Below are 14,934 nucleotides of genomic sequence, written 5' to 3'. Positions count from 1 at the left end.
ACTCAGCACCTGCATAGATTTACTTATAAACTACAGGCTTTCCAAATTTATCCAGCTCAGCGCCTCTTACAATCACTTTACCTTGTCCTTCAACCGTCGTGATGGCCAAATTGTTGGTTATTATCCTAGGAGTTATGAAAATGAGCAACTCTTCATTTTTAATATCTTTGTGAGTATTTCTAAATAGCACCCCTACAACCGGTAATACGCCTAAAAATGGAACCCGTTTTACATTATTTCGGCTGTCTCGTTTATATATTCCTCCCAGTACAACCGTTTGCCCATTATCCACCAGAACATTAGTTTGTATTTCCTTTGTATCAATAGCCGGTACCCCATTCACTATTCGGGTTGACGGCGCATCCTGGTTAATCTGTAAATCGAGTAACAAACGGTTATCCGGCGTAATCTGAGGCGTCACTTTCAGACTTAAAACCGCCTTTTTAAATGCAACCGCCGTAGCTCCGCTGGAGGTTGATTGCTGGTAAGGAATTTCCTCACCGGACTCAATTAAAGCAGATTGCTGGTTAGTTGTCATTAAGCGCGGACTGGCAATAATTTCTGCTTTGTCTTCGCTTTCCAGAGCGGACAACTCCATATCGAGCAATATATTATCGCCTAATTTTGCCAGCGCAACCCCTATTGTTGCCGGATTGGCAACCGGGGCGCCCAAATCAAGATTCAGGCGCTCGGTTAATGGTACTTGAGCAGGCGGGGTCGGCGCAACCAATGTATTGGCCCCCTCAAGAGTACCCGATAAATGCGTGGGCCGTGTAACGCCGAACCGAATTCCCAGATCCTGCACAGTCTGTTTGGTTACATTGACAATTCGGGCTTCAATGAGTACCTGCTTTACCGGAATATCCAGTTTTTGAACCAGTTCCCTGATGTCCTCAATTTGCTTGCCGGTATCCTGAATCCAGATCGTATTGGTTCGGGTATCAACGCTTAATGCGCCGCGTTTTGACAACAGAGAGGTATTTTTATCTTTTAACAAGGTGGCAATATCAATTGCTTTGGCGTAATTGATCTGCAATAGTTCTGAGCGCAGCGGAGCAAGACTTGTCACTTCCTGTTGGGCTTTCAGTTCATCTTTTTCACGTTTCAGAAGAGTCGCCGCAGGCGCAATCAGCATCACATTGCCAGTTTGCCGTTTATCAAGGCCATTGGTTTTTAAAATTATATCCAGGGCCTGATCCCAGGGCGTGTCATTTAAACGCAAAGTAATATCGCCTTGCACCTGATCGCTGACTACCATATTAATGCCAGTAAAATCAGCCAATAGCTGCAGCACGGAGCGAATAGGAATCTTTTGAAAATTAAGCGACAATCGCTTGCCGGTAAAAACCTGTTTTTTAAGTTTTGCTTTCTGGGCTTCTTCGGCAGTCAGCGGATAAATATCAATATAAAACTGTTTATTTACCTGATAGGCATAATAGCCATAATCACCTTTGCTCGTAATGGTCAATCTGGTATCTTTACCAATCTGTTTTAACGATAATAATTTTACCGGACTTTGAAAATCCGCGACATCATATCTTTTTAACAGTCTTGGCAACACACATGTATTATTAAAAGTTACTTTGATGAGCTGACCTGTTTTGCTGACATCAATCTGCATACTGGTACTGTTAACATCGATTACCACTCGCCCACTCTGTTTTCCAGTACCCCGAAAATCCACTCCGGTAATGGTATAACGGGCATTGACCGGGCGTTTGGTGACAAAAATTTCCTTCTTCGGTTTATAGATTTCACCACTTGAGCCACTAAAAGTTAACGCATAAATATTACCGGCAACCGCGCCCGAATAAGAAACGGTATGGGCTAAATTAAACATGGCGCGAATTCGATTGTCAGTTCCGACAATGGCATAATCAACAACAGAACCCAACTGGATTTTCCTGGCGCGTAATGACGGTTCGAGCTCGTTGTTGGCATTGATGAAATCCAGAATTAACCGCGATGGCTTTTCAGTCATAAAGCTCGCTGGCAAATCGGTAATCGGCGCTGAAAAAATAAAATCTATCCGAATCCTGTCATCGGGTAACGGGATTGTTTTTAAACCGACTAAAACATTATCTTTAGCATATAAGCCGGTACTGAACGCTGTTAACAACAATATAGCCACTATAAATTTACGCAAGGGTTTACTCCTATTGGCCGGTATTGATATTGATAGTTGTTATCCGCTTCTGCCATTTTCCTTCGGCCTGAACTGATTCTTCAAGCTTTATGACAGTATCCTTAATCTGGATAATTTTACCGTAATTCTGTCCCATATATTCTCCTGGCCGTACTCGCACCACCTCGCCGCCGGGTTGGCTGACTAACGCCCAGATCATCGCTCCCTGCTTTAGTACACCAACAAATTTTAATGAGTCAAGCGGGAACATTTCTAATGGTTGTTTAGGTCTCTTAGTATTTGGAGCCTGTTGATCAGCCGCTTTTTTCTTCTCTTTTTGTTTAAATGGACTGCGTCTGTTATCGTTCTCAGGATAACTGAATTTGGGCAGCGGCAAAAATTCGGGAATAGGTTCAATTGGCCGTGCCTTGCGCTGCTTTATTTCATTAATATACCTTGACAGCTCCAGGTCCGCCTCGCTTACGCAAGCGCTGAGACAAGCTGTCAGAATGATCAACGACAATAATTTTTTTAACTGGTTATTCGCTATCATTGTGCCCTGTATCTGTATATTTTTGCCGTTATTTCCATCTTCAGCTGATCACCGCCCGCAGGCTTTGCCGGTTTTACCTGTTGTTTTTCAGCATCTACCGGTTTTATATCAAAATCATGCAGCGTAACAATCCGGCTCATTTCCGCAATTCGGCTTAAGAAAACAGCCAGCTCATGATAATTGCCTATTACAGCAATTTTGATTGGCAATTCGATATAAAAATCATGTTTAACCTCGGGTTCGGGAGCAAAACGTTCAAAAGTAAGCCCGCTTGCCACTCCCGTTTTTGAAATATCTTCCAGTAAACCCGGCATTTCATTCTGAGCCGGTAATTGCTTTAGCATATTTCCAAACCGCTCGTTCATAATTTGTAACTGGTTTTTATAAGCCTGTAAATTGGCAGCCTGTTGTTGTTTCCGCTCAAAATCCTGTTTCAGGGTTTCCTGTTGCGCAAGCAAACTGTCATATTGTTCAAAATTAGGTTTTATAAAAAGCCAATATCCTAACCCGATCACTGCTGCGGCAACTAACCCGGCCATAATATACTTCACTGTCGCTGGCCATTGCCCAACATTATCCAATGTTAATTCATTCAGATTAAAGTTATTCATGGTTGCCCAAAGCTATTTTTAGGTTTAAGGATGAAACTTAAGTTAAATTCATTGTCTACACCATCTTCGGCTTGCTTATTCTTTTTAATTTCAGTTAATGCCGGCACCTGTATCCAGGGATTTTTTTCAATATTACGCATCAGAATCGACACATTGCTGTTTGATTCTGTATATCCTTGTACAACGATCTTGTCGCCATTACGTTTTACTTCGGTTAAAAACACGCCATCAGGCAGTATCTTGATTAGCTCATCAAACAAATGGACTGTTAAAGTTCTGGTGGCTTGTAATTTTTGAATAATCATCATGCGGGAAATTAATCCGGCCCTAATCTGCTTCAATAATTTAATTTCTGCAATCTGCTTATCCAATTGCGTAATTTCATCCCGCAAGCGCTGGTTGCGTTGAGTTTGACCATCAACCAAGCCAGTTGCATAATAATTAACCAAAAAAACCGTCACGATTGCAAAAACCAGGCTCGCAAGCAGCAACGTGGTGAATTCCTTTTTCTCTCGTTCGCGTTTGATTTCACGCCAGGGTAATAGATTGATTTCAATCATTGCGTCACCTGAGATTTCTTAAAGCAAGGCCGCATGCAATTAACAGGGAAGGCGCATCATTTAATACACGGGCAGAATTAATTTTTTTTGACAGCGGGATATGTTTGAAAGGATTGGCAACACTGGTTGGAATCGATGTTTTTTCGTGTACCAGTTGTACCAGATCAGGCAGTTTCGCTACCCCGCCAGCTAATAAAATATGATCGACAAAACCATGATGACTGGTTGAAAAGAAAAATTGCAGCGTACGCTTAATCTGAACCAGAATATTATCCATAAATGGAGTTAGCAGCACTTGCTCATAGTCGTCAGGCATATTTCCCTGCTCCTGCCTTTGCAACGCCTCCTGGTAACTAATACCATAATGCAAGGCAGTCGCATCGACTAATTGTTTCCCGCCAAACTCTTCTTCGCGCGTAAAAATCAATTTCATCCCATGAAAAACAAACAGGTGGGCGTAATGAGCCCCAATGTCTATCACAGCAATGACTTTATCCTGACCATAAGCGGGTAATTCATGAGCCAGATGTTGAATAGCCCTTTCCACGGCATACGATTCAACATCGACTATTTTTACTTCCAGCCCGGCTTTAGTAATTGCCTCAACCTTATTACTGACATTCTCGCTGCGGGAAGCAACAATCAGAATATCCTGCATCGATGCGTTTTTTGCCGATGGACCAAGAATCTGGAAATCGATATTAATTTCGTCAATAGGATAGGGAATATATTTATCCGCCTCCATAATAACCAATTCTTCAATCTCATCGTCATTAAGCCCATCATTAATCTGAATGGTTTTACTGATAACAGCTGAATCAGGAACAGCAATGGAAGCGCTCTTGGCAGTCAGATGAGCATCGGATAACACTTTTTTTATGCAAGAGGCGATCGCATCAATATCTTTGATGGCATTGCTTTCAATGACTCCTGGTGGAATTAGCTCTTTGCCATATCCTTCAACGCAGCGATTGTCATCCTTGCCTGAAATCTCAATGATTTTGACTGATGTTGAACTGATATCGATCCCAAGCATGGAGTGGTATTTAGGTTTGAACAGCTTTAGCACGTTCCTAATCTCCCTGTCTGTTAATATTATCCCTGGATTCGCTTCAAATCAGTGTCCAAAACCAAATGACGCCAGCAAATATGCTAACTGATACCCTTGTAAAAAGAAATCTTTTTTAATGATATTCATTTAAATTAACCGAAGGTTGGGTCGATTTGACTCAACCTTACTTTTTTTTGTATAGCTTTGTTGGGACGGGACGATCCAATCTGCTTGAAATCACTCACAAAAGATTGACAATCAGAGTTAAAAATGTTCGTCTATAGTGTGCAGCCGGGTTTGCACGCTGCTAAATGGTTTCCTGCCCAGGAAGATTGGATACTACAACACGACAAAGGAGTTGTTATGCAGCAATTAGAATCGCTGGTAAATAATCTGATTAAAGTAGTCATAAAATATGCTCAGACACAAACAGGGGAAGATTATAGTCAGACCGTTCAGCTGCTTAATTACACCGAGTTGAACAAGCAAGTTAATGACCACGACCCCGAAAAAACCAGAGCCAAACTAATCGAGAAACCTACTGCCGAATTAATAGCGAAACTTAAAGGTATAGTCGCAACTGCCACAACTATCTATGATACCAGAAAATCGGTGCTGGATTACATCGTTTATATAGTCGAACAACTCAGCGCTTTATTAATCAAAAATGAAATACCGACTCCGGAACAATCAGCGCCAATTGAAGCAGAGCTTAAATCTTTTCTTGATACGATTTATAGTCTGTCTGATATTCATCAGAAATACAGTAACGGCAATATTGTAATCAACTATGGTAAGGTGCAAAGCATCAGCGCCGATCGTTTTATCAGCCGAGGCTTCCTCAGCAATGGCCTGTCCAGGCTTGGCACTATTACTGAAGAAAATCTGCTTGATGAACTGAAAGGATCGTTGGCAAAATCAGAAGGGGCGCGAAAAAAATACGTCCAGGAGTTATTTGATGATTGGCGAAAAAACCATGCTTTTGACAGGCTGCAAATGCAAGACAGGCAAAAAACTGAGGCCTTAGAGAAAAAGGACGAGAAAATTACAGAATTAATGGGATCATATAAAGCAGTGGTTGCAGAAAAACTTACTTTAACGCAGGAAAGAGATACTGCACTACAAGAAAGAAATGCTGCAATCCAGGAAAAAGAAGCTTTAGCAGCTGTCCAGGAAGCTAACAAAAAAGTAATCCAGTCAGTAGGACGGGAAATAGAGGAACTTAAAGGAAAAAATAAAGAATTAACCGCTGCTCTTATAGCTCAGCGTAAACCTGAACAACCAAAACCCGAGCCTGAAACACCTGCTGCAGTAACTTTCCCTGGTACTATGCCTGCAAGCTTTTTTAATAACAGAAGACAGTTTCTTACTCAATTCGGTATCCATAATGGCTTGAATGGCATTTCAGCTTTACCAAATCCTCCCGCACCCACTAATACTCACAATCCATAGTAGGTTGACCCATAGCCGTTCAGCCTGAGGAAAATGCGGAGCATTTGTCTCGAAGGCCTGGCACTGTACCCATTGCCATAAAGTTAAAGATACTGTCATTCCCGCGAAGGCGGGAATCCATTTCTCAAGTTGGCTCCTTACCTTGTATGATAGATAGATCCCCGCCTTCGCGGGGATGACATATTTTCTTAACTTGACGGCTTGGGTCGTTTGACTCAACCTGCCGGATTGTCCATAAGCCCTAAATAAGGTTATACTCGCCTGATGCAACTTCAAGATCATTATCACTCACCATTATGAACAAACCGACCTACTTCTGGCGTACGGGAATATGGGCGCTTTTAAGCCTGTCATTTGTTATGATTATAGCAGGCAGCCTGCTGTATCTTTATCTTGAAAGCCAGCTCCCGGATGTGGACTCGCTTAATACAGTCCAGTTGCAAGTTCCACTGCGGATCTATACCCAGGATGGCAAATTAATTCAGGAGTATGGTGAAAAGCGCCGTATTCCGGTAACTTACGATAAAATTCCAAAAACCCTGGTCTATGCCCTGCTTGCTACTGAAGATCAACGTTTCTTCGAGCACCCGGGAGTTGATATTATGGGCCTGGGACGCGCGACTTTACGCATGATTAAAACAGGAACCAAGTCACAAGGCGGAAGTACCATTACCATGCAGGTTGCACGTAACTTCTTCCTCAGCCGCAAAAAAACCTTTTTACGCAAATTCAATGAAATTCTGCTGGCAATCAAAATTGATCGTGAATTAAGTAAAGAAAAAATTCTTGAATTGTATTTGAATAAAATTTATCTCGGTAATCGGGCATATGGCGTCGGCGCTGCCGCCAAAATTTATTATGGCAAATCACTGGACCAGTTAACACTTGGAGAAATGGCTATGATTGCCGGCCTGCCGCAGGCACCGTCCACCCAAAACCCGATTGCCAATCCGGCTGCGGCCAGGAAACGCCGTGATCACGTTCTTGAACGTCTGCTTGAAGAAAATTACATCACGGAACAGCAGTACCAACAAGCGCTGAAAGAGCCGATTGCAGCCAAATACCATGGCGCCAATATCGAAGTAAGCGCCCCTTATGTTGCTGAAATGATCAGGCAGTCACTTTACGATCATTACGGGCCTGATGCCTATACCAAGGGTTACAGCGTATACACAACCATCAGAGCGCCCTTACAGGCTACCGCCGATCAGGTAGTTGCCGAGCATTTAATGTCTTTCGATCGCCGGCACGGTTATCGTGGTCCGGTAGCGCGGCAGGCTAAGTTTGATAACACACCGGCCGCTGTTAAAAAACTGCTGGGCAACTATCAGGTTATCAATAACCTTGAACCCGCATTAATTGTCGCAGTCGGCGATAAAGAAGCCACGGCTGTTTCGCATACCGGCGAGCAATTTACTATTAGCTGGGACGGCCTGTCATGGGCAAGACCCGCCTTGCGTAAAGGCTGGATGGGTAAACGTCCAACCAGAGCGCGGGAAGTTGTCGCAGCAGGCGATGTTGTGTATGTCAAACAGCAGGATAACAAATGGTATTTAACTCAGATTCCACAAGTTGAAGCGGCTTTAATCGCCCTCAACCCCAATAATGGCGCTATTGAAGCACTGGTTGGCGGCTTTAACTTTGAAAAAAGTAAATTTAACCGCGCCACCCAATCAAACCGGCAGCCAGGCTCAAGCTTCAAGCCATTCATTTATGCCGCGGCTCTCGACCGTGATTATACTTTGGCAACATTAATTAATGATGCGCCTATTGTTGTTGATGATCCCAGTCAACCGACATTATGGCGCCCGCATAATGATAATATGAAGTTTGGCGGCCCTACCCGTCTGCGCGAAGCGCTGGTACGTTCACGTAATATGGTTTCAATTCGGGTACTGGATGACATTGGTTTTGATTATGCGATCGATTATGCGACTCGTTTTGGATTCAGAAAAGCGCAATTGCCACGAGCTCTGTCACTGGCTTTAGGCAGCTTGTCAGTAAGCCCGATGGAGCTGACAGCGGCTTATGCAGTTTTTGCCAATGGCGGCTTTAAAGTTGAACCTTATCTGATTGACCGTATTACCGATAATGAAGGCAAGGTATTGCTGCAGGCTAAACCCGCTATAGCCTGTGATAACTGCAGTGCAAGGAGTACTGAAGCCGACTCCCTGGCGCCACGTGTTATTCCGGCTGATATTGCGTTTCTGATGACTTCAGCTATGAAAGATGTAGTCCAACGGGGAACTGCTCATGCAGCATCTATTTTGGGCCGTCATGACCTGGCTGGTAAAACAGGTACTACCAATGAGCAGGTCGATGCCTGGTTTGCCGGTTTTAACCGTGATCTCGTAGTAACCACCTGGATGGGTTACGATAATCCGCAATCACTACATGAATATGCTGCCAGTCTTGCCTTGCCAATGTGGATTGATTTTATGAAGTCAGCCCTGAAAGGCGTTCCTGAAAGCAGTATGACGCAACCGGAAAATGTAGTAGCAGTAAAAATTGATCCTAAAACCGGTTTGCTCGCTAATAACAATCAGGTTGACGCGATAGTGGAGTATTTCCGCGAAAAAGACGTTCCGACTTCGGATGAACAGTCAGAGGGTAATGGATTGCCGGAAAATAATGAGCAGCAGGAGAGTTTGTTTTAAGTAAATCTGTTTCAACGAAGGAGTGTTGGGCTTTACTGCCCATGGCCGTCAAGCTAAGCCCCGATTCCTACGTACCGCGGCTTGTACGGCGTTGTTGCAGATTTATCAATCTGCTTTTTAGAGCACGCATTGCTGGCTGTTTACAAAATATTCAAGAATTAGGTTTTGATAGCCCAAGAGTTCAGTTTAGACAAATTAAAGGCTCGCTTTGGGAGATCAAGATTAAAACCGCACGCAGCGTCTACCGATTTTTTTATGTTTGCATTCAGCAAGATATTATAGTGCTTTTGCATGCTTATAAAAAGCAGTCGCAAAAAGCACCGAAACATGAAATTGAGCTTGCTGAAAAACGCATGATGGAGGTATTCAATAATAAAAGCACTTACCTTTTAAATCGCAAAACACTAGTTAGTAGACACTGGTTTCTACTAATCGATTTAGGAGACATTCATGCGTCTTTTTGGCTACGCTCGAGTTTCAACGCATCAACAATCTTTGGATATTCAACTAGAGAAGCTCAAAAATGCCGGCGTCAATTTAAATCGGATTTTTTCTGATAAAGCAACCGGAAGTAATACGGATAGAGACGGTTTAAATTTACTTAAGGTTAAAGTTGAAAAGGGGGATGTCATCTTAGTCACCAAACTCGATAGGTTAGGAAGAGATACCGCGGATATGATAAGCCTTATTAAAGAATTTGATAGCTTGGGGGTCGTCATTCGTTTTATGGATGATGGGATTAGTACTAAAGGGGCGATGGGCAAAATGATGGTAACCATGTTATCTGCGGTCGCCCAGGCAGAACGTCATCGAATCTTAGAACGAACTAATGAAGGAAGACATGCAGCTAAAAATAAGGGCGTTAAATTTGGCAGGAAACCTTTTATTGATAGGAACAAAGTGATTGAATTAAGAAAATCAGGCTTAGGGGCTTCAGAAATCGCCAAGCAATTGAAAATTGGGCGCTCAACTGTTTACAAACTAACGCAATAATACTTGCCCCAGATTCGTCACGTACCTTGGTACGGATAGGAATGGCCTGGGGGCTATACATTAAATTATATAACAAAATGAACAATAATATCTATAAATCTGGTCATAAAATTATTAATTCGCTAAGGTATACCCATGTGATAGCTTATCTTTCAAAAAGACCAAGCAAGTAAATCATCATTATCAGTAATAATACGGATAGAAAATAATATTATTTTGACTAAAATTAGACATCAAGTTAAATAATTATTTACAATGGCCCTTTTATAAAAGGAAATAGTATGTTTGATTTATTGCGTTTATTAAATTCACTTTTTGACCTAGTTATTAATAATTTATATCGTAGGTATTTTGAAGATGATCAATGGGTTTCTCCGCCGGCGACAGAGCTAACAGAAAATAATAATATTAGGCATCCTATGACAGCTTTGCTTGCTAATAGTCCAAGTCAGATAGAAGCTAATGATAGACACGAAAGTGGCTTTACTAGGGAAGAAGAGGAAGCGCTGGAGCGTCGGGAACGTGAGCGTCCACCAGTAACGTCATATACCCCAAATCGTCGTCATAAGGATGAGGAGCTTCCCGATGAATGCTGTGTATTTAGTGGCAGACTTTGGTAAAAAGCATATTGTTTTTAAAGCATAGAGCAAATCATTAATTATGCGCTTAAATAATCTACTTGAATCAGGTGATTTAGATATTGATGGGCTAATTAGCAATATATCCGGTTATCTTATCATTAAAGATTTAAACTCGATGTTTGTTAGTGCCAATAACAATATTATTGAGGAGTGTAAACTAGCCAGCGCTGATGAGTTTTATGGATTAAACGACATAACAATCCCTCATCCTTTAGCTAATATAAGCGATTTTTTCCTTAAATTGGATAAAGAATTAATTCAAGACGGCAATAAAATTCAAGGCGTCTACGCTTTTCCTTTTCATCAAGAAATAGAGCCTTTTATTTTTAATCGCTTTTTTATAAAAAACCAACGAGGAGAAAAGGTCGCTATTTATTCGCATTGTATTGAGAGTAAAGATAAAAGTTTAATTGCGGCGATTGAGCGATTAAAAGCACTTGAGCCCATTACTCATTGGCAAAACACGGCAAACTGTTACATGTTCAATAAAACTTATCCTGGAATAAACTTAACCGATATACAAGCCAGCTGTTTATTTTATCTTCTTCGTCAAAAGTCGTACACAGAAATGGCCCGTTTGCTCAATCAACCACTTAAGCATATTTATCAATACTGTGACATTATCTATGCCCAGTTAAATGTTTTTACCAGTAATCAGTTAATTGAGTTGGCAATAGAAAAAGACTATTTTAGTATTGTTCCTCGTTCAATTGTATATTATTTGGAATCATCCTTTGGTCAAGAGGGTGATGATTACCCACTTAAAAAAAATTCGATTGCTGATAAAGTTAGTTTTAGTCGCCGGGAGATGGATTGCATTCACCTACTTTTAAAAGGGAAGCGCATTAAAGAAATTGCTTATGATTTAAACCTTTCTCCACGAACTGTTGAAACGTATATTAATCAGTTAAAAGAAAAACTAGGCTGTCGAGATCGAATAAATTTAACACTTAAACTTCAAACACTGTTTAATTCATTAGATTAGTATCAGGAAAAATGATTTTGGCTGAATGGGACAGTATGGACAACATCGGGTGCGAACCTATTGCGATTCCACTTATCCTTATGCAGCTGTAGGCCTAGAATAATGAAATAATCTAAATCTTAAAATGGCGTAGTGGACGCTATTATTGCCTCCGTATTAGTACGGATAGTTATTTCATAGATATTTAGGCGATACTCTTTTTTAAAAAAGGAAGATTAAATGAAAAACGGAGCTTTATGTTGAGCATTATTGCAGATTCATCGCATCGCAAATAGATTATTCTCATAGTGGCTCTTTACATAATATTGATAGAGGTGAATTTGGATCCTATAAAAAAATGGGTGTTAAGCAAAATTTAATTTACAATACAATTGATACACTTGCCTCACAACAAGACTCATACGCTTGCATTCGTTTAATGCTCCAATATCGAATAGGCGACTGTGGGGATCAAGCAACTTATCTATCTGCTCTGCTAGCTAATACAGCTTACATAGCTAAACGCTATAGAGTTTTCTATGCAGCGTTTGAAAGCGAACTGGTTAATCATGGGTTTGTGCTTATTATTCCACGCCTTAATAAATTACTTCAAAGCGATATTTTCCAGAACGACTCAGATGCTATCACTGTTGATGCCAAATTATTTTTAGATAATGAAGCAATTATTGTTGCTGATCCCTGGCAAAATAAAATTTTTCCCAAAGGGATAAGCAAAACTAATAATCCCTTTAACTTCACTTCCAAAGCGAGTATTTCTGAGCAAAAATGGATTTTGCGAGAGCTTAAAACCTCTTTTCTCTTTCAGCACCTTCAGTTGCACTGCATAGACGCTCTCATAGAAAGTTTGGATTGTATTGATAGAAAAATGAAACAGGAAATTAGAGATACCTGTAATTATCACGAGGCCTTAATTAATTCAGCAGCCCAACCCAATCAAATTGAATTGACAAGAATATTATTATCTAACATTTTATTTATCCGCATGCCTACAATACTCGACGATGTTTTGGAGCAAGCAAAAGCAGCAGCTAAATTGGCTAATAACTTAATAGGTCTAGAATTGATTAACGCCTTTGTTGCTCAAAGAGCATTAGAAAAAATAGATGAAAAAAATAACTCCGCTAGAGTTGGCTTTTTTGATAATGGCGTAGTTGATGAGAGTTATAGTCGAAAGTGGTGTATGCCAAATTAAATTAGGTGGCGTATTCTGTTGATTGTTCTTAGCGGGAACAAAAATCAACAAAGGAGATACGCCATGAAGGATTGTAGTCTAAAGCTTGGTTCAGCACCAGCGAAAGAAAACTGTGTGGAAGACCCATTAACCGAGGTGCTGAGGCAAGGAGCCAAAGAGTTGATAAGGAAAGCGGTGGAGGCGGAGTTATCCCAGATGCTGTCAGCCTATTCTGAAGTGCGTTTACTGGATGGCCGTCCTGTATCTGCCTGCTCGCCAGATTCAGACAGGAATCGGCGAGGTGGAAGTTCAGGTCCCTAAAGTACGTGATCGCAGTGGCTCAGGCATTCACTTTAACAGCCAGCTATTGCCACCTTATTTAAGACGTACTAAAAGCCTGGAAGAACTCATTCCCTGGCTGTATTTAAAGGGGTTATCCACGGGTGATTATACGGATGCCTTATCTGCATTGGTTGGGGCGAGTGCGCGAGGTTTATCGGCTAATACAGTATCCCGCTTAAAAGAAAAATGGCTTGATGAGCACAAGGAATGGCAGTGTCGTTGCCGGTTTTTTAGAAGTGTCTGTCAGGTCAAACAGGCCATCATGAGGCGCCCCAATAAACTCCTTGCTTTTATGAAGATATTAAAGGTTTTTAAATTATGCACATTTCATAAAGGGACAATTTAATCCTTTTAGCCCCGGTAAGTAGGAAATTAGAATAGTAAATGTACTAAATTCCTTAACTTGACGGCTATGGGCTTTACTGCCCAATCTATGCTGTTCTACTTACGTAACTTGCGGGGCTTTATTCCAGCACTCTCCATTCTCTTGCCCGAGCTTTTTCAGGAATGGGATAAAACCTAATGCTAATACAAAAGAGATTTGATATAAGCCAACCCACCCCACTTGCATCTGGATTAACGCAGCCAACGGACCTGATAAAACTCTTGGCAGAGTAGAAATGGCTACCAGCAATGAAAATTGGGTAGCAGTAAATTGCTGATTAACCAAACGCATAAATAAAGCTACCAGAGCCGTTGAGGCCATACCGGCAACAAAATTATCCGCTGTTACGGCAACCGCGAATAAAATCACGTTTTTTCCAGCTAATGCCAATATGACAAACAGAAGATTGGCAAGCGCCTGCAAAATTCCGAACAGCAGCAAAGCTTTATATAGAGATATGCGTAATAATAATAAACCGGCAACCAATCCACCAACTAAAATGGCGCCTATACCCAATATTTTATTAATATATCCTATTGTATCAAGCGAAAATCCAATGCCTTGAATCAAAAATGGCATTACAATACCGCTGGTCGTTGCAGTAAACGCTTCACCCAATTTATAAAACACAATGAAAAAAACCAGCGCAAAAGATCCTTTACGGGCAAAAAGCTCTCTTACAGGCTCAATAAAGGAAGAGAGTAAAGGGATTTCAGATTTGGTCTGCCGGGAAGGCTCAGAGCTACACAGCGTAGCCACTACCCCTACTAACATTAACAATCCCATGATCCGATAAGTAGACGCCCAACCTATTTTATCGGCCATAACCAGCGCGAGGCCGCCTGCGACCAGTAGCGCAATCCGATATCCCAAAACAGCAAGCGAAGCGCCTAATCCATGTTCAGTAGCCGGGAGATATTCAACCCTGTGCGCATCAATTCCCACATCCTGGGTTGCGGAAAAGCAGGCAGCAATTAAGGCCAGCATTGCTAATAAGTGCGGAGATTGTTCCGGAGTGAACCACGCCATGGCATTAAAACATAACAATAAAAGTATCTGCATCGTAAATATCCAGCTACGGCGCTTACCAAGCGGCAGCAGCGAATAACGATCCAGCAGCGGGCCCCAGATAATTCGATAAAGATAAGGTAATCCAATCAGGCTCAGGGCTCCTGTTGCAAGAACGGATACACCACTATCAGCAAACCAGGCTTGTAATGTTCCACTAATGAGGGCAAGCGGCAAACCTGAAGAAAATCCTAGTAAAAAAACAATAATCAGGCGTTTTTTCATGGTGCTCTGTACTCGGGGGTATCGTATGAAAAGTGTGTAGGTTGGGCTGTAAAGCCCAACACTCATCTGTCTGATTCAAGGTCGTCGGTGTTGGGTCAAAACGACCCAACGTACA

The 14,934-nt window shown here is 41.6% G+C and carries 13 protein-coding genes and 1 pseudogene; 8 read left to right on the top strand and 6 right to left on the bottom strand.

The features are described from left to right. Nucleotides 1-19 precede the first annotated feature (19 nt). Genes ACFORL_RS04995 through pilM form a run of 5 tightly spaced genes read right to left on the bottom strand, consistent with a single transcriptional unit; the run spans nucleotide 20 to nucleotide 4,918 of the window. On the bottom strand, nucleotides 20-2,146 hold the full coding sequence (locus ACFORL_RS04995; RefSeq protein WP_382341711.1) for a type IV pilus secretin PilQ: 2,127 nt from the start codon (nucleotides 2,144-2,146) through the stop codon (nucleotides 20-22). Nucleotides 2,147-2,156: 10 nt separating this feature from the next. Further along, complete coding sequence (locus tag ACFORL_RS04990; RefSeq protein WP_382341709.1) at nucleotides 2,157-2,678, bottom strand: pilus assembly protein PilP; 522 nt, start codon at nucleotides 2,676-2,678, stop codon at nucleotides 2,157-2,159. After that, the gene (gene pilO / locus ACFORL_RS04985) at nucleotides 2,675-3,289 is read right to left on the bottom strand and encodes a type IV pilus inner membrane component PilO (protein ID WP_382341707.1); all 615 of its coding nucleotides are present in this window, start codon (nucleotides 3,287-3,289) and stop codon (nucleotides 2,675-2,677) included. The genes ACFORL_RS04990 and pilO overlap by 4 nt, the downstream gene beginning before the upstream one ends. Further along, entirely contained in the window at nucleotides 3,286-3,849 is a 564-nt protein-coding gene (locus ACFORL_RS04980) for a PilN domain-containing protein (RefSeq protein WP_382341705.1), read from the bottom strand. Before ACFORL_RS04980 ends, pilO begins: the two co-directional genes overlap by 4 nt. A gap of 4 nt (nucleotides 3,850-3,853) precedes the next feature. Beyond that, entirely contained in the window at nucleotides 3,854-4,918 is a 1,065-nt protein-coding gene (gene pilM, locus ACFORL_RS04975; protein ID WP_382341703.1) for a type IV pilus assembly protein PilM, read from the bottom strand. Between the two features lie 345 nt (nucleotides 4,919-5,263). On the opposite strand from pilM, the gene ACFORL_RS04970 reads away from it, so the two are divergent. The 8 genes and pseudogenes from ACFORL_RS04970 to ACFORL_RS04935 all read left to right on the top strand — a co-directional run. Then, complete coding sequence (locus tag ACFORL_RS04970; protein WP_382341702.1) at nucleotides 5,264-6,352, top strand: hypothetical protein; 1,089 nt, start codon at nucleotides 5,264-5,266, stop codon at nucleotides 6,350-6,352. 296 nt (nucleotides 6,353-6,648) lie between these two features. After that, a complete protein-coding gene (locus tag ACFORL_RS04965) occupies nucleotides 6,649-9,009 on the top strand; it encodes a penicillin-binding protein 1A (RefSeq protein WP_382341700.1) in 2,361 nt (786 codons plus the stop codon). A 41-nt stretch (nucleotides 9,010-9,050) separates the two neighbouring features. After that, nucleotides 9,051-9,566, top strand: a complete 516-nt coding sequence (locus ACFORL_RS04960; RefSeq protein WP_382341698.1) for a type II toxin-antitoxin system RelE/ParE family toxin — start codon at nucleotides 9,051-9,053, stop codon at nucleotides 9,564-9,566. Then, nucleotides 9,460-10,002: a recombinase family protein gene (locus tag ACFORL_RS04955; protein WP_382341697.1), complete on the top strand. Its 543-nt coding sequence runs from the start codon at nucleotides 9,460-9,462 to the stop codon at nucleotides 10,000-10,002. Before ACFORL_RS04960 ends, ACFORL_RS04955 begins: the two co-directional genes overlap by 107 nt. Before the next feature lie 281 nt (nucleotides 10,003-10,283). Next, nucleotides 10,284-10,622, top strand: coding sequence for a hypothetical protein (locus ACFORL_RS04950; RefSeq protein ID WP_382341696.1), 339 nt, complete (start codon nucleotides 10,284-10,286; stop codon nucleotides 10,620-10,622). Between the two features lie 40 nt (nucleotides 10,623-10,662). Continuing rightward, a complete protein-coding gene (locus ACFORL_RS04945; RefSeq protein WP_382341693.1) occupies nucleotides 10,663-11,628 on the top strand; it encodes a helix-turn-helix transcriptional regulator in 966 nt (321 codons plus the stop codon). A 337-nt stretch (nucleotides 11,629-11,965) separates the two neighbouring features. Beyond that, nucleotides 11,966-12,820: a hypothetical protein gene (locus tag ACFORL_RS04940; RefSeq protein WP_382341691.1), complete on the top strand. Its 855-nt coding sequence runs from the start codon at nucleotides 11,966-11,968 to the stop codon at nucleotides 12,818-12,820. 63 nt (nucleotides 12,821-12,883) lie between these two features. After that, nucleotides 12,884-13,352: pseudogene (locus ACFORL_RS04935) on the top strand (transposase); the annotation flags it as partial. Nucleotides 13,353-13,586: 234 nt separating this feature from the next. Here ACFORL_RS04935 and ACFORL_RS04930 read toward each other — a convergent pair. After that, on the bottom strand, nucleotides 13,587-14,819 hold the full coding sequence (locus tag ACFORL_RS04930; RefSeq protein ID WP_382341689.1) for an AmpG family muropeptide MFS transporter: 1,233 nt from the start codon (nucleotides 14,817-14,819) through the stop codon (nucleotides 13,587-13,589). Between the last annotated feature and the right edge of the window lie 115 nt (nucleotides 14,820-14,934).

It is taken from the genome of Legionella dresdenensis (genome assembly GCF_042649825.1).
GTDB lineage: Bacteria > Pseudomonadota > Gammaproteobacteria > Legionellales > Legionellaceae > Legionella_C > Legionella_C dresdenensis.
This window is presented reverse-complemented; position numbering and strand designations above follow the sequence as displayed.